This is a genomic window from Ruthenibacterium intestinale (assembly GCF_040096265.1).
GTDB lineage: Bacteria > Bacillota > Clostridia > Oscillospirales > Ruminococcaceae > Ruthenibacterium > Ruthenibacterium komagatae.
In genome coordinates this window covers 23,562-41,176 of sequence record NZ_JBBMFA010000047.1, presented here as the reverse complement: position 1 = coordinate 41,176, position 17,615 = coordinate 23,562, and the positions used below count along the sequence as shown (strand labels likewise).

Genomic DNA, 17,615 nt, shown 5'->3' with positions numbered 1-17,615 from the left:
ATACCTTTTTTGAGCCATCTCTTTTTCACCACCACCATTCATTTTCGGGGTTGACTTTTAATAGTTAATCTTTCTGTCTTAAGTGTATACAAATTGATGGATGAAAAAGGGGCCATTTTATGCCCCGAGAAGAAAGGAAATAAAAAAGGCGACAGTTCGTATTTCTGCCCGTTGTATTTTTAGACTTTACCCATACGAGACAAGTAAATAAAATAAAAAAGAGTGCCAATAGACTCACTTTTCAGCATTGGGACGTCCCAATGTGGAAGCGGGAGCCTATTGGCACTCTTTTATAAATTATTTTTTAAAATATAAAGCTGTGTTGTACAGTCGAAAGGTGTGTTATACTAAAGAAAACCCAATAAAAATGGCGGCGGATAGGGATTTTCACAAGGGAAATGGCATTTGCTTTTGGACGAAGGCAGTGAGGAGTCGATACATAAGATGGAACTCATCAACAACACTACAAAAACTCTGCGGGATGACCTTACGATTGAAATCAAAAAAGGAAGCCGGTTGTCGATTGCTGCGGCCTGTTTCTCCATCTATGCGTTTCAAGAACTGAAAGCGGAACTGCAGAATATCGAAGAGCTTCGTTTCATTTTTACGTCGCCCACCTTTACAACCGAAAAGGCGAAAAAAGAAAAGAGGGAATTCTATATTCCTCGTCTTAACCGTGAGCGCAGTCTTTACGGCACGGAATTTGAAATCCGGCTGCGCAATGAATTGTCGCAGAAATCCATTGCAAAAGAGTGTGCGGATTGGATTCGTCAGAAAGTCACATTCAAATCCAATGTCACCAACGAGAATATGCCGGGTTTTATCAATCTGGACGATAAGAACTATATGCCGGTCAACGGATTTACGACAGTAGACCTTGGCTGCGAACGCGGCAATTACGCTTATAATATCGTGCAGAAAACAGAGGCTCCGTTTGCAAATCTCTATATGGAGCTGTTCGACAGCCTCTGGAATGATGAGAAGAAACTTCAGGATGTTACCGATGAAGTGATCGAGAACATTTCTGCAGCCTATGCAGAGAATGCTCCGGACTTCATCTACTTTGTGACGCTGTATAATATCTTTAATGAGTTTCTGGAGGACATTTCAGAAGATGTTCTCCCCAATGAGGCCACCGGCTTCAAGCAAAGTAAAATTTGGAGTATGCTCTATAACTTCCAGCGCGACGCTGTTCTGGCCATTATCAATAAGCTGGAAAAATATAATGGCTGTATCTTGGCCGACAGCGTAGGTTTGGGCAAAACTTTCACGGCTTTGGCCGTGATAAAATACTATGAGAACCGCAACAAATCGGTTTTGGTGCTCTGCCCTAAAAAACTAACCAACAACTGGAATACCTATAAGGACAATTATGTCAACAACCCCATTGCGTCAGACCGTCTGCGGTATGACGTGCTTTATCATACAGATTTGAACCGCGACTATGGCAAATCAAACGGCCTTGATTTGGACCGCCTAAACTGGGGCAACTATGACCTCGTTGTAATCGATGAGTCTCACAATTTCCGAAATGGTGGAAAGCTGTCCGGTGAAGAAGGCGAAAAAGAAAACCGCTATTTGCGTCTTTTGAATAAAGTGATCCGTACAGGCGTCAAGACGAAAGTCTTGATGCTGTCTGCCACGCCGGTCAATAACCGTTTCAACGATTTGAAAAATCAGTTAGCGCTTGCCTATGAAGGCAATACCGAACTGATTGATGAAAAGCTGAATACAACCCGCAGCATTGACGATATCTTCAAAAATGCACAGCAGGCTTTCAATACATGGAGCAAATGGCCGCCAGAAGAACGCACCACCGAAAACTTGCTCAAAATGCTGGACTTTGACTTCTTTGAGGTACTGGATGCCGTTACCATTGCACGTTCGCGAAAACATATCCAGAAATATTACGACACCAGCGCCATCGGTACATTCCCGACTCGCCTGAAGCCGGTTTCCTTGCGCCCCAAACTGACGAATCTGAAAGAAGCCATCAACTACAATCAGATTTTTGAGCAGTTGATGCAGTTGGATTTAACAATATATACTCCAACGCATTTTATACTGGGCAGCAAAATAGAAAAGTATGCGGAGCTCTATCAGGATAATAAAGTGAATGTCGGTTTCACACAGGCAAACCGTGAACAGGGCATCCGTCGCCTGACCGCTATTAACTTGATGAAGCGGATGGAAAGCTCTGTCTATTCGTTCAATTTGACCCTGAAGCGGATTCTTGCCCTGATTGACGATACGATTCAACGCATTGATGCCTATGATAAAAACGCAGGTGATACGTTGAGCCTGACCGACATCAGCAACATGGAAGACCAGTTTGATGCGGACGATCAGGGCGAAAGCGAACTGTTTACCTTTGGCCGGAAGGTCAAAATCGAAATTGGCGACATGGACTATGTGTCGTGGCGAAGAAGTCTGGTGAAAGACCGGGATGTTCTGGAATTGCTCACGTTGATGGTGGGTGATATTACGCCTCAGTATGATAGCAAGCTGCAAAAGCTGCTGCAGGTTCTGAAAAATAAAATAGAGAATCCGATCAATCCTGGCAACCGTAAGGTCATCATCTTCACTGCTTTTGCCGACACCGCTGAATACCTGTATGAGAATGTAAGCCCCTATATGCTGGAAACCTTTGGCCTACATACGGCCATGGTGTCCGGCAATGTAGAGGGCCGTACCACCGTGCCCAAATTGCGCAGTGATTTGAATACGGTTTTGACCTGTTTCTCGCCCATCTCAAAGGACAAGCATCTGCTGATGCCCGGCGATAGCCGCAGTATCGATATTCTGATTGCTACCGACTGTATTTCCGAGGGCCAAAACCTGCAGGACTGCGATTATCTGATCAATTACGACATCCACTGGAACCCCGTACGTATCATTCAGCGTTTTGGCCGGATTGACCGTATCGGCAGTAAAAACGCCTGCATTCAGCTTGTGAATTTCTGGCCGGATGTGACGCTGGACGAATACATCGACCTGAAAGCCAAAGTGGAAACCCGTATGAAAATTGTGGATATGACTGCTACAGGCGATGACAACATCCTGAGCGAGGAAGAAAAAACCGATTTGGAGTATCGCAAAGCGCAGCTGCGCAGGTTGCAGGAAGAAGTGGTGGACATTGAGGAAATGTCCAGTGGGATTTCCATCATGGACTTGGGTCTCAATGAGTTTCGACTGGATTTGCTGGACTACATGAAAGAGCATCCTGATATTGAGCACGCGCCCTTTGGACTTCATGCGGTAACTGCCGCAACACAGGATATGCCTGCTGGTGTGATTTTTGTTTTAAAGAATCGTTCCGGCACAGTCAACATCGACCATCAAAACCGATTGCATCCATTTTATATGGTTTATATCAGCAAAGCGGGAGAAATTGTCTGCGACCATCTTTCCCCGAAGCAGATGCTGGATAAGATGCGGTATCTCTGCAAGGGGAAAACGCAGCCCATTCCGGAGCTGTACCGCGTTTTCAACAAGGAAACGCATGACGGAAAAAACATGGAAGGCTTTTCCCGTTTGCTAGGGGATGCCATTGCTTCCATCATTGAAGTGAAAGCCGAAAGCGACATCAATAGCTTTTTGGGCGGCGAGCAAATCAGTTTTCTGGCCAATAAGATGAAAGGTCTGGATGATTTTGAATTGGTTTGTTTCTTGGTAGTCCGTGATGTTCCCGAAAAAAACAGCCGCAAGGATGCGTTCCGCCTTGTGATTGCCGGCAGCAGAGAGTTTGCGGATTATTCCGCGCTGACCAGTGCGGTGGACGCATATTTGCAGAAACTTGCGCCGAAAAAGTCCGTAGTGATTGTCAGCGGAACGGCCAGAGGCGCCGACCGTCTGGGGGAACAGTACGCCCGGAAAAAAGGATATCAATTGGAAGAGCACCCTGCAAATTGGCATTATTACGGAAAGGCGGCCGCTGTAAAACGCAATACGGAAATGGCACAGATTGCGGATGCTGCTATTGTATTTTGGGATGGAGCGTCCGCCGGAGCAAAGAACATGATCGAGTGTGCCGAAAAAGCGAACATTCCTTGTGAAGTAGTTCGCTTTGAATCGTTCGGGAGGTGAGCGGATGCTGGGATTGCCGAAGTCTACGGAATTGAATCAGCCGCTGCCTAAAACAGCCATTTATGCCAAGTTTCAAATGAATACGGCGGAAAAGGCGAAAATTGATGCGGACATTTCCCGCATCGTGATCGTCAATGAAGTGTCAGCTGCAAAGCTGAATCTTGCATCGGGTACGACAGCGCTATTTTCACTGCTGAAAAAAGTGCCCATGATTTTGATAAGGCGTTCCGCGCCACAAAAGCAATTCAGGATTATGTGTTTACGGATGGCATTGCGGAGCAGAGCATCGAACGCCGATTTGCGCAGGATTTGGATGCTGCTGAAGAGGTGTGCGTGTATGCCAAACTACCCAAGGGATTCCATATCCCGACGCCGGTGGGTAACTACTCTCCGGACTGGGCCATTGCTTTCTATGAGGGAACAGTGAAGCACATTTTCTTTGTGGCTGAAACGAAAGGAACCATGGAGACGCTGCAGTTAAAGCCGATTGAGCAGGCGAAAATCCGCTGTGCCCGTAAGTTATTCAATGAGCTATCTACCAGTAAAGTAAGGTATCATGATGTGGATAGCTATCAGCACCTGCTTGATGTGATGAAGACGATTTGAGAATCGGAGGAGGATAGGCGTATGTCAGAGTGCGCTCCATTTTATAGGAAATACATTCAAGGTGTTGTATCTCAGGCAAATTTGCAAAAGACTGCTTTGAACAGAAACTTTGTGTATGGACAACTGACAAAATGGCTGCGACAGCAAAACATCCGCCTTGAAAAAGAGATGTTCCGAGCCGTATTGTCTGTTTGCAACCAGCTGGCAGACGATTATCTGACATCCGGATCAGAAGATATTAAGGTGGTTAGTGAAAAAAGCCGATATTTTCACACTTTTACGGGTTTGGATGGACTTCATACCGATACCAAACAGGTGAAAAAGTATATAACGGATTTTTGGCCCATACTGAAGGAGTGTCTGGATACGGACAAGGTATTAGAAGATGCATCCTTACGAAGTAGGCGAGTGGATGTTGTCTGCGTAGGACGGTTGTTTGATTCTATTTTGGAATATGTGGCTGATGATCAAAAAGAGCAAGTTGTCACATTAATGGACGAATTTATGCGATGTGATTTGGAAAGTTAAATCTAGGAGTAGCCGAGTTTCGGAAAGGCTAATTAGCCTTTCCGAAACTCGGCTTTTTTCTTCACCAGCTTGCATTAAATTCTAGAGAAGATATGAAGAAATTTATGCTTGAAAAATGTGCGAAATCAAAAATTGAAGAAACTTTTATGTTGAACATAGTTGCCGTTATCATATTAGACAGGGCAGAAGGGACGACTCCATTTCATTTTGATAAAGATTACAGAATCAGTAATAAAAAGTATCAACATTTACTTGCAAAAAACAATGTTTATATTAAATGGTTAAAAATGATTAAATAGAAAACGACATCATCGTTTGTACTGACGATGATGTCGTTTATGGATACGCCTAGCAAAATGCTAAGTGCGTAGAAATTATCTATTGTAGGTAGAGTGCTGCCGGAAAACCATTTATACACAGATTGCGGATTGTTCAAGCGACAATAAATTTGTAAATCGCGAACTGTGTACCCAGCAGCAAGGCAAAGACAGCGTAGGCGCTGGCCAGTCGCAGTTGGAGAAATTTGCGGATAAGAGGGTAAATTCATAATTATTTCCTTCTTCCTCAAAATTAAATGCATTATTTGATGTTGATGCGATTTGTGTTTCAATACATGTAATTATATCAAATAACAAGGTTGATAATCAGGACTTTTCGTGTCTGAAGAAAAGTTTTTAGCCTGCAAGGCGATTGTTTTGAAATTTGTGATGTGATAAACTTGTTATAGTTATAAGTTCTTTTATTGCACGAATTATTTTGCATGTAAAATTATAAGGGTTGATATGATATGGCGAAAATAATTTATGACAATATGAACATTTCCGTGTTGGAATCTCACATCAGTAATCTGTTGCAAGGACTTGAATATTGGGGGGATTTAAATCTTTCTAACCACGAATACGAAACGCTGAAACGTCGACTGAGTGATGCAATCCAAAACAGCACTTCTCGATCCGATTTGGAGGTGTTGTGGCAATATCCTGTTTGTACGGTTACAGTTGCCGTTTTTTTAATGCGATATGAGTTTGACGCTAATTTTTGGGGTGCTTTCGAAGATGCATTAAATATTACTCTCTACCCGCAAACGCAAGGCGTAGTTGGAGATCTCTTTTTGCAGACCATTCGTCGATATCACTTTCAGTCGGCACCGCAGTCGGATAAACGAAAATATGTTGCTACTTTGCAATTTCAGCTTGCTGCCCCACCGGATTCTACGATATCAGATCTTTTTTTCGTCATGCAAAATGACGCAAGCCGTTTTTTCGATCCTTACATGTTGCTGGAATCTTTGACTACTTGGCGTGCTTACCTAATGCGAAAGCCGCTTCTTTCTTTCCTGGAACGCTTTCCTGAGACGCGTGCATTGGATCTTATCACGCGAGTCCATGAAACCATGCAAGCCGTAGACAGTGGTGCGAATCCGGACGATTCGTTGGCTGAGCTGTATATTGAATGGCTCAGTCAGGAAAAGCGCGTGCGGAGCAGTCAAAAATCCGGTGAAAAGGATTGGCAGCCTCATTTGATTTACGAGCCTGATGGACGCGGACTATGCATGGTTCTGCCAGCGGTTTCAATGAAGGAAAACTGGATCGAGGAAGTGCGTTGGGAAATTACAAACAACACTGGGGAAAATTGGAGATGCCTGAATAGGGTGTTTGCATCAAGAGGCACTCGTTATACGGCAGAGTGCAGTGTTGCAGTGCGGCCTTCTGAAAATTATACTGTGGAGCTGTTTCATGTCGAGGCAGAAGAGGAATGTCTCGGTTCGAAGACCGTTTCCGGTCTTAATCGGACGGCGGTTCTTCTCTTCGATACGAATGGACTGCCATTAATGCGCAGCAACTGGTTACCAGAACATGGTGTAATCTTATTGGCCGGTCCGGAAGCGCATTGGCAGGATCGTGATGGATTTTACAAGGAACAGCTTTATGCACCTATGCTTGGTGAGTTCACGGCCTGGCGGTTGACACCGATGTCAGGTCGTGCCAATTTGACTTGTGTCAGGGCAGGGACAACCGTTCCTGCAATTTTACAGATTCGTTCCCACGCTAAATTGAATTATGACGGTGAAACATTGTTTGGGCTTCCGCTTTCATTTTGGACGATCCCGGTCTTTATTGAGTTTCCTTGCATATCAATCCTCACAGAGGATGAACAGGATCGTGAGGACTTGACTCTGGTCTTAGCGGGGCAGAAGTATGTTCTTTCAGAGAAAGATGAGACAATCGCGCTGGCGAATTTTCTTTCTGCGGCGCCGGAATATGGAAAATATTCTTTGCGTCTGTATCAAGGACATCAACTGATTCAGTTCTCAGAGTTCTTTTATTTGCCGGAAATAGAAAGTGATTATTCACCGGATTATCCTTGGAATCGTATGAGTCCGCAGACGCAACGCTTTTTGCATTTTACATTACCGGAAAACATATCACTTGAATTCTCCAATGCCACTTGTACGGAGACGCCCAAAGGTCTGTTTGCGACGTTTTCACCAGAATGCGCTGAACTGGAGGGGTTCTTGCGCTTTCAACAGGCTGAACGATCTTTCTCTGTTCGTGTCGAGCTTCCTGTTCTTCCATGCAGTTGGAGAATACTGGATAGCACTGCTCCGGATGAAACGATTCCTTCTTCCATTCCGATATCTGATTTTGTGAAGAAGAACTTTTTGCTCAGAGTTCAGCTGTACGGAAGCTGTGTGAAAGATTTTTATCATATAATTCTTCGCAGCGTCAATGGAATTGAACAACAAATCCCCCTTTTGTTTCACAATCGGAATACTGCTAGCCTTTTGCTGAACGCTTTTGCAGATACAATTTCGCATATCCCGCTGCCGGCAGTTTTGCTGTTGTGCAATGAGTCTCACCCCAATGATTTGATTTCGCTATTGTTTATTACCGAAACTCCGGAATTTCTGAGTCGCCCAGTTGTCGGTAAAAACCGTAGAAACTTATATTTTGCACCAAATCAGATACTGCCTGAAACACTTGAACTGACAGCCTATGGGAAGAGTGGCCCTACAATCCGTTTGGACTGTAGCTCGGCTGAACTGATCACCGCAAAAGGCCAAAGTAGATTGACTATAGGATGCTCTCAACAGCTGATGGATGGTGTTTATATTGTAACTTCTTCCAGTCAACAGGAAATAGATTTTCTATGGAAAGGTACAGTTCCTTTGACAGTCCGAAAAAACATATTTACTGTGCCGAGCTGTGTCAAAGTCAGGCCGGAAAATATTCAAACCCCGAAGAGCTATATTCAGCAGGCGGTTTATGATATTTTGCGTTATTCATCGAGCCCAAAAGCCAATTTTGCCGATAGTTGCAGTATGCAGGTGAATCCAGCGTCTGACTGGAGAAACATTGCACTGGACGAGACGGACCTAATTGAATTAATGGCGATAGCGGAGTTTACTCTGTTGCCGCAGATTCCTCACCGTATGAAGCGGCAAATCTGCATTCTAATGCAGCGAATTTCTGAGACATTTTTGAATGGACGGGCACGATGGGAGTTGCTCTGCCACTTGGTACAGATACATTGCAGTCAGGAAGTTTTTGATATGTGCCGAAGCCAGTATAGTCTGATTCTTTTTGAAAGTTTTGGAAATCAGGAGTTTTGCTTGGAAATTGCTCGTGAATTGAAACGCTACAACAGCGAGCTGGCTTTACTTGTTTTGGAGCAAAGAGAATTATCTATTCGGGCTGTATTGCAGGACAATTTGAAAGTTTTGGGTCAGGAAGCTGTCTTTTCGATGTTGGGAGTGGCTGCGAATATTGACGTTGCGAGAGCACAGGAGATGCGGAAAAAATTTCTGTTAGAACAGCCCGGCAATGGGGTTGAGATTGTATTGAGCAAGGAACTTTCCGGGGATATGAAGTTGGTAAGTGAAACCATTCAAATCGACGGATTTCATGTCAGTTTGAACTATCAGCCTGAAAAAGTGGTCGATGCCTTGTTCTTTGATCAGAACCGATATGTGGATTTATATGCGAACTGGGCAATAAACACAGAATATCGCGCCGGTACAGAGGATTATTCTCGACAGAGAGAAATCATCGTATGTGCGGTCAAGGATGGACAAAGAATTTTGACAGAAGGTTTGCAGAGCCTTCGTTTGGGCGATGAGGGATGGTTGGTGAGGCCGTATGCGCGAGCATTGTCTGCGCGCCAAGCAGAGGGATGTATGCAGGTATCTCCAACAGTTTCATCCTATCCCAGATTTTTCTATCTGATGGGTATCGCTGCTTTGCTGTTCCGTCTCAACGGCTCATCTCAAATGCCGATTTCCCTTGCACAGGCGGCTGAGCTGTTTCTCGCGCGTGCAGGGCAAGTGGCGCCGCGAATGCTCCAAAGAGATTTAGTCATGGCATCTACTTATGTATATCTGAAGAAAAAGGAGCGGTCCTTATGGCAATGAATCCGAGAGAGACCACGGAGAAAATCCGCACAGATTATGAAAATTATCTGTGCTCTATTCTTACGGTTCGAGACGCTGAGATTACCAGAAAAGCACATGCCAGTGTGCATACAGACCGTTTCGTCAAGGGACCGTACTTGGAAACCACATTACCATTTGTCAACGGGAAAAGCTTGAAAGAACTGGTCGATGAAGGGCTGTTGTCACAGGAATTTGCCCATGTCGGCGGAGCACTTCATTATGATGATTGGAAATTGCGTTGCCATCAGGAAATCGCGTTGCGCAAGTGCGTACAGGAAGGACGTAATATCATTGTTTCTACTGGTACAGGATCCGGAAAAACAGAATGCTATCTGTATCCAATCCTTGATTCGCTTTTGAAAGAAAAGGAAAAGGGGACTCTTGGACCAGGAGTTCGTGCGTTGTTGCTGTTTCCCATGAATGCACTGGCAAATGATCAACAAAAAAAACTTCACAAATTGTTGCATGATTACCCAGATATTACGTTTGGACGCTATACCGGAGAAACACCGCACAAAGGTGAGAAGGAAACAAGCGCAGAAGCAGAAGCCCGGCTTCATAGTCAATATAACAACGAACATCTTCACGACGCAGACCCATTATTGCGCACTTCGATTCCAAATGAAGTGATGTGTCGTGAGACCATGATTGAGAATCCGCCGCACATTCTATTGACGAACTATGCCATGTTGGAGTATCTGTTATTGCAGCCAGATACTGCGCCTTTTTTTGATACGGAATTTGCTTTCAGATGGCAGTTCCTGGTATTAGACGAGGCTCATACATATAAGGGAGCAACAGGAACAGAAATCGCATTTCTGCTGCGACGATTGAAGGAACGAATCCGAGGATACATGCACAATAATTTTCGGTGTATTGCCACCAGTGCCACATTAGGCAGCAGCGATGCCCAAGAAGGACTGGCTCAGTTCGCGTCCAAACTGTTCGGTGAGCCGTTTTTTGCAGAAGATGTGGTGACTTCGAAACGCATTCATCCGGAAGCACCTGAAGATGCAAAACTGTATCGTCCGGAGTTCTATCATGAACTCAATGAAGAAACGCGCAGCCTTACAGAAAGTGAACGCAACTCCCGGTTATATGAGGTTTTAATACGTGATCGACGGCTGTATCGTTTGTACGCTGCACTGGAAGGAATCCCGCAAAGACTGGAAGATGTTGCTAATGTGATTTTCCCTGACGCGGGTAATAAAAAAGAGGCTGAGGCTGCTTTAATTGACATGGTGGAAATGGCGGCTGCCGCAAAGCCGACCCCGGAGAATGCAGCGTTGTTGCCTGCTCGTTATCACCTGTTTCTCAAAGCTTTGGAAGGCCTTTTTGTGCAGTTGTACCCTAATAAGCAGGTTTTCCTGGATCGTCATGAACAGTCTTCCGGGCAGGATGGACAACGATACCCGGTCTTTGAACTGGCCAACTGCCAGAATTGTGGTCAAGAATATCTGGTAGGACGTCAGAAGGATTCGCCGACTGGCGGCAAAGTTTTAGCGCACTCAAGCGACATGGAGCAGCCGGAATTCTATCTGATCAATCAGGACTTCGGAGAAGAGGAAGTTTTATTTGATAGTGACGATGAAACAGATGTGGCAGCACATTACAAGAACAAAAAAAACAAGATGGAGAAATATCATCTCTGTCTTGCATGCGGCAGTATCACTCCGTTTTCCAATGCCCGCTCTGGCGATTGTTGCACATCGGCTGATCCAATGAAAATTGTCACTGTAGTTCGAATCCCGTTCACGGGACGTGGTCAGGATGTGAACTGCTGCCCTTGCTGCGGTACTACGCGACATGGATTGATCAGGCGCTTTTTGACCGCGAACCAGCCAGCGACTTTTACCATTGCAAAAAGCTTATATGATGCAATTCCGCCGCGACCTCTGGAGCGTACGACGCCTACAATTCAGAACTCGGCAGACGCTTTATTTGCCAGCTGGGCAGCAATGTTTGATACGGAATCTGTTCCGGAAGAAACGCAGGATGAAACCGGACGAAAACTATTGATTTTTTCGGATAACCGACAGGAGGCTGCTTTTTTTGCCGGCTATTTTGAAAAAAAATATCGCCAAATCATGTGGCGGCGTCTGATTTTGAACGCTGTGCGCCGTGCTGGGGATCGAGGGATTGCCATCGACTCACTGATTCAGGAGGTGGAGCAAGAAGCACGTCGATGCAGTCTTTACCAGGCGGAAGCCGCTTCTGACGCCTACCAGCAGAGAAAGATTGCGGGCTCTTACGTCATGAGTGAGTTTATAGATATGGATGTAAGTACAGGGTTAGAAGGTTTGGGTTATCTGATGTTTTCTCCAAACGCGCCGGACGCTCAACCACAATCTTTGATACCCGGGCTGACCGGGCTGGAATCCTGGAATTTGCTGCGCTACCTGATGGATACGCTTCGTCAAAAAGGGGCGTGCAGTTTTCCTGACAAGGTATCTCCAGTGGATGATTTTTTTGCTCCACGCAACCGAATCTATTCGTTCCGTTCAGAGGGCTCCCAGTCTTCTTCCGCTGAAGTGGTTTTGGCATTTTGTCCTGCAGAGGGGCGTATCAACAAACGTGCTGCATTTTTGCAAAAACTGCTGCAAAAACTTGGACGTTCAGAAGTCGAGGCACAACAACAAACTACGCAATTTCTGTCCGATATCGCGGGTAAATTTGTTCCGCACATTACAAAGTTGTTTTCTGGAGTTTCAGATCGCCGTTTGGGATATCGCTATCAGTTGGATTACCATGCATGGAAAGTTACCTATCTTAAAGAAGAGGATCTTGTTTATCGATGCCAGAAATGCGGTAAAATTACTAGCTACAATATTCGCGGATGCTGCCCGGAAATGAAGTGTTCCGGTACGCTGGAGAAAATTACTGCCGGGCAGGCGCGTACGAACGTTTATTACCGCCACCTTCTGGAAAAAGGAAAAATTATTCCAATGGAGGCGAGAGAACATACAGCTCAGCTTTCAGCACAAACTGCTGCCCAATACCAGCGGGAGTTTGAAGAAGGAAAAATCAATGTACTGAGTTGTTCTACTACTTTTGAGATGGGTGTTGACGTTGGCGAACTGGAAGCCACATTCCTGCGTAATATCCCGCCTGAAACGGCCAACTATATTCAGCGCGCCGGACGCGCTGGACGCCGCACATCTTCAGCAGCTTTTTCTGTTACCTTTGCCAGGCGCGTGAGCCATGATATGACATTTTTTCAAACGCCAGAAAAAATTATCGCGGGCAATATCCGCGTGCCATCACTGGAGATTTCCAATGAAAAAATTGCTGAGAGACATCTGAATTCCATTGTTATTTCATGGTTTTTTAAAAAGCAGCGCCAATATTTTGACGGAAATGTGCGCGCAATTATTGCAGTCGGTGACGCCGATACGCCAAATATGGCCCAGGCCTTGCATGATCTTTTGCAAACGCATCCGAGGGATCTTCTGGAAGAAATTCACAGGGCTCTTTCTCCGGAAATTTGTGAGCAGCTGGGAGTAGATCACTGGAAGTTTATCGAGCAACTCACGGGAGCGGCCGGTTCACTGACAAAGGCTGTGCAGGAACGCGCTGGAGATATCCAAAGCTTGCAAAAATTTCAAATGCAGTTGGACACCAGTAAAAAAGCTGACCAGAGTCAGTATAACAATGCAGGCCGCTTAATTCGAACTCTGGAGAGGGAGCGTGCAATTAATTTTTTGTCGAGTCACGGAGTTCTGCCTAAGTACGGATTCCCGGTAGATTCTGTCAATCTGAATATTTTGTATCAGGATACAAAAATTGCTGGAAGTATCGATTTGACGCGCGATTTGAAAATTGCCATCAGTGAGTTTGCGCCGCCTGCATCTGTTGTTGCAAATGGAAGGGTGTGGACTAGCTATGCGATCAACACAGTTCCAAATCAAAGTTGGCCCACTTATGTGTATTATACTTGTCCTGAGTGCAAGCGGATTTTTCCGCCTGTCCGTGGAATGGTCAATGCGACATTCCGTGTGGAAGATGCAGAAGCTTGTGATTGCCCGTCCTGTGGAGTACGCATGAAGGCGCGCAAGTTTATTATTCCTCAATTTGGATTTTCTACCAAAATTGATGACCAACCTCGGTTAGTCGGTGATTCCCGTCCGAAAACCTACTATGCTACACAGACACAATTCTGGGGGTTAGAAGGCCGAACCGAACGCCAACTCGCTGAAGCACAGGAGAGAGATGTTTTACTTGCCGGCAAGAAAATCTCTCTGGTGTATTCTCCCGGTGGTCAGTTATTTGTGTTGAATCAAGGAAACAAGAATCGGGGGTTCTGTACATGTCCAGATTGCGGCTATACTATCGATCCGCAGGATCTGCGAAAAGGACCGCACAGAACTAAATTTAATCGTTCCTGCAGCACGCAGTTGGAGCATGTTTCTCTTGGACATCGTTTTTCTACCGATATTCTGAAAATTGCTTTACCGCTTCATTATGTTCGTAAGAGTGAGTACCAGGATAAGGATCAAGCTGCGTCTGTCTTATATGCGATTTTGGAAGGTGCCAGTGCCGCGCTGGACATCAGCCGTGAAGACATTAGCGGTTGTGTTAATTATACCACTGACGGCACACAAGAGTTGATTCTCTTTGACGATACCCCCGGTGGCGCGGGCTTTTCCAAGCAGATCTTTGAAAAATTTGAGCAAGTGATACGTGAGGCAATTAATCAGGTTAGTGGTGCTTGTGGATGTTCGCCGGAGACGTCTTGCTATGGTTGTCTGCGCAACTATGGCAATCAGATGGTACATGAGTTCCTTTCTCGAGGATTGGCATTGGACTACCTCAAATGGCTTGCAACGACGCTCCCTCAGCGTATGCCCGAAGATTCAGCAACCTTGCCGGAAGTTCATCAGAAGCCGGTAACAGATATTTTGGGTCGAAAAAAATCCGGTTACTGTATCGGTGTTGCAGATGTGCGTGAGGATTGTGTGGCAGCACTGCGAGAATGTCTGGAAGGTTGCAAGATTTCTGTTTGTCGGCAAGCATATGAAACACTTCTCACACTGTGTGAAGAAAAGCGTTTGCAAACTGCGTTGCTTGATAACAAGATTCCTTTGCCAGAAGGTAATGTATGGCCGGCTATTTTTTGGCCGGATAGTCAAGTAGCGCTATTTGAGACGGATGCTCAAAGTGTCACTCAGTGTGAAATATTATCTGAATATGACTGGCATTGCTTTGTGTTGAATGAACAATTCAAAGCAGAAACCGTCATAAAACTAATCCAGGAGGAGTCCTAATGGCTCATATGATTCCAGCACAGCCCAAAGACTTTGAACCTGCAAGCCATGAGGGCGTCGTGTTTGAAGCACTTTCTCGTTTGCCGGATACATTTTATGTGTTTCACTCTCTTACTACAGTATCACTTGGCCGCAACCGTCCCTATACTTTACACGAGAGTGACTTCGTTGTTATCAGCCCTCAGCATGGCATTTTAACTATTGAGGCCAAAGCAGGAAACAATATTACTTATCAGAACGGTAACTGGTATTATTCCAATGGGATTGTCATGCCACATCACGGCCCCTATCACCAGGCTCGTGTTGCTATGCACAACTTGATGAATTGTATTGACCAAGCTGCTCCGACTATTAAACGAAAATGCAAATTCCTTTCTGCAGTATGGTTCATGGACCTCCCATTAGATGTGCTGCATACAATCAGCTTACCGCCCGAAGCGCCGCTTTCCTTAACCCTGACACAGGATGACCTGCAAGATCCGACCGCCAAGATCTTGTCTATCTTTTCCACACCAGTATATGGATTTTGTCCGGAGGGACCGCTTACAAAGCAGGAATTTAACCATTTGATGGATCATGTTTTGTGCCCAGTATTCCGCTTGATTGCGACACCGGATTCCCAAAACAAGGCAATGGAGCTACATTTCAATGCGCTGCTTCGGGAACAGTACCGTTTGTTGGATTTCCTGGAGGAACAGCCTGTAGCTGTGATTAATGGAGCGGCTGGCACGGGGAAAACCATGCTGGCAGTAGAAAAAGCCCGCCGACATAGTGTGGCGGGAGATACGGTTCTCTTCTTATGTTACAATCGGCTTTTGTGTGATATGCTCAACAACCAATACAAAAACCATCCCCAGGCAGAATATCGAAAACAGTTTGAACGCGTTTCTTTTATGACATTGAGTAAGCTGGCCTATGAATTGGTTGGGGATTTTCAAGACATATCAGGCCTTGCTGATTGTCTGGCAGATTGTGCGGATTACCCGGGGAAATTACCTTACATGCACATTATTGTGGATGAGGGACAGGATTTCGGTATGGTGGACGAAAATCGAAGACTTTTCACGGATGGAGAGATCAACTGTTCTGTAATCGATTTTCTGCGGGAAGCAGCCTTGGCTAATGGGGGAACCTTTTATTTGTTTTACGATAAACACCAGATGATTCAAGGAGGTTCTCAGGCAAAATATCCTTTGCCAGAGTGTATTGAGGATAGTGATTGCCGCTTGACTTTGCATATCAACTGCCGTAATACCAGAGAAATTGCGGCTACTTCGGTTACGCCGCTGCGAGATAAAAAGAATCGCAAGGTTCCAGTGAAAACCGCCGGTTACTGGGGGGAACCAATTCCACCGACTCTACATGTGCTGTCCAATCAGGAGCAGCAGCGCCCAGCATTACACCGTACCTTAGATACTCTAATTGCGCAAAGAATTGAGAATATAACCATCCTGACGGTACAGACATTTGATTATACGGCTCTGAAGGGGTTTCTGGAGGAAGACCCAAACAATGCCTCACTACGTTTTTACTCTTATCGTGGCCGTAAATATCCTGTTACCACATGCATTCGCTTTAAAGGGATGGAGTCGGACGCCATCATTCTTATGGATTTGCGTGAAGACTCATTTGAAGGAAGAAGTGGATTAGCGTTTTACGTCGGAGCTTCCCGTGCTAAATATCGCTTAGATTTATTACTTACATTGCCGGAGGAAAAGTATTATTCTTTGGCGCAAAAACTGGATCCCAATGTTCCGACTCGAAGCCGTACGCCGGAACGAATCCGTCGGCAGTTGGGAAATCTTTTTTCGGCCACAGTAGTTACAGATTAAAAATCTTACAGGTTTTTCAGTACGAAATTGGCGATATTAGCAATTCAGGAAAAGCACATCCAGCGCAAAAAAACTTCAAGACGAAAAGTTACATCTACTGCAGAGTCTAGGGATACGTCTGGTTGTTGTTTTATGAATGAAAAATTGTCTCGATTATGGTACAGTCGTTTTGGTATAATTTGCTTATAAGCAAGATGCGAAGTGCGTAGTAACGTGGTTGAAGATGCAGACAAATTTATATCGTTAGAAGGGGCGAATACAACTATGAATGAAGCAGAAGAACGGTATCTGATTTTTCATTTGGAGGAAAAGGCACTTTTCGACGGAACTTTTTTCTACTGGTTGAATGAAAACGGCGAGGCAACTATCTATGGAGCGAAAGAGTGGCCGGAGGTACTGGTTATTCCCGCCGAGATTGACGGGCATCCGGTAGTTGAAATTGGCGCCTGCGCCTTTGATACCGATGTGGTAATGGATCGAGTGGGACTTGCTTGGGGTGAGCCTGTTCCTGCAGAACAGTTCGCCGCAAAGTGGACGGATATTATGATTCAGGAGGAGGCACGCCATCGTATCAAGGAGGTGCAGCTTCCGGATACGATTCGGAAAATCGGTTTCTGCGCATTTTATTACAACAACTCCCTTGCAAAAATCAACTTCCCGCGCAGTCTGAGGGAAATCGGAAGCTGCGCCTTTGCCAATGCGGACTTCAATAAGGTGCTGCTTCCGAGAGAGTGCGAAATCTATCATGAAGAAGGAGATGAGGTTTGGCAGGAGCAAGGCGCGTTCGAGGGATGCGGTGGATACGATGACGGGTGGATCCCGCCGGATCCGGAATATGGCATCGAGATTACATATTATGATGACTGA

8 protein-coding genes and 1 pseudogene are annotated in these 17,615 nt (G+C 45.3%); 8 read left to right on the top strand and 1 reads right to left on the bottom strand.

Features of this window, described 5'->3' with window-relative positions:
- The first annotated feature begins 444 nt into the window (after positions 1-444).
- The 4 genes and pseudogenes from WMO24_RS02475 to WMO24_RS02460 all read left to right on the top strand — a co-directional run bounded on the left by WMO24_RS02475 (position 445) and on the right by WMO24_RS02460 (position 5,220).
- Positions 445-4,086, top strand: coding sequence for a helicase-related protein (locus tag WMO24_RS02475; RefSeq protein ID WP_349214679.1), 3,642 nt, complete (start codon positions 445-447; stop codon positions 4,084-4,086).
- A gap of 4 nt (positions 4,087-4,090) precedes the next feature.
- Positions 4,091-4,240 (top strand): annotated as a pseudogene (locus WMO24_RS02470) (DUF4391 domain-containing protein); the annotation flags it as partial.
- A gap of 101 nt (positions 4,241-4,341) precedes the next feature.
- Positions 4,342-4,692 carry a restriction endonuclease gene (locus WMO24_RS02465; protein WP_349214677.1) on the top strand — a complete coding sequence of 117 codons (351 nt, stop codon included), beginning with the start codon at positions 4,342-4,344 and terminating at the stop codon, positions 4,690-4,692.
- 21 nt (positions 4,693-4,713) lie between these two features.
- A complete protein-coding gene (locus WMO24_RS02460) occupies positions 4,714-5,220 on the top strand; it encodes a hypothetical protein (RefSeq protein WP_349214675.1) in 507 nt (168 codons plus the stop codon).
- A 268-nt stretch (positions 5,221-5,488) separates the two neighbouring features.
- Here WMO24_RS02460 and WMO24_RS15785 read toward each other — a convergent pair whose 3' ends face one another.
- Complete coding sequence (locus WMO24_RS15785; RefSeq protein ID WP_353963947.1) at positions 5,489-5,767, bottom strand: helix-turn-helix domain-containing protein; 279 nt, start codon at positions 5,765-5,767, stop codon at positions 5,489-5,491.
- 264 nt (positions 5,768-6,031) lie between these two features.
- Between WMO24_RS15785 and WMO24_RS02455 the strand changes: the two genes are divergently transcribed.
- From WMO24_RS02455 to WMO24_RS02440, 4 genes are all read left to right on the top strand, one after another.
- Positions 6,032-9,631, top strand: a complete 3,600-nt coding sequence (locus tag WMO24_RS02455) for a hypothetical protein (protein WP_349214673.1) — start codon at positions 6,032-6,034, stop codon at positions 9,629-9,631.
- On the top strand, positions 9,622-14,916 hold the full coding sequence (locus tag WMO24_RS02450; RefSeq protein WP_349214671.1) for a DEAD/DEAH box helicase: 5,295 nt from the start codon (positions 9,622-9,624) through the stop codon (positions 14,914-14,916). The genes WMO24_RS02455 and WMO24_RS02450 overlap by 10 nt, the downstream gene beginning before the upstream one ends.
- A complete protein-coding gene (locus WMO24_RS02445) occupies positions 14,916-16,748 on the top strand; it encodes a nuclease-related domain-containing DEAD/DEAH box helicase (protein WP_349214670.1) in 1,833 nt (610 codons plus the stop codon). Before WMO24_RS02450 ends, WMO24_RS02445 begins: the two co-directional genes overlap by 1 nt.
- 264 nt (positions 16,749-17,012) lie before the next feature.
- A complete protein-coding gene (locus WMO24_RS02440; RefSeq protein ID WP_349214668.1) occupies positions 17,013-17,615 on the top strand; it encodes a leucine-rich repeat domain-containing protein in 603 nt (200 codons plus the stop codon).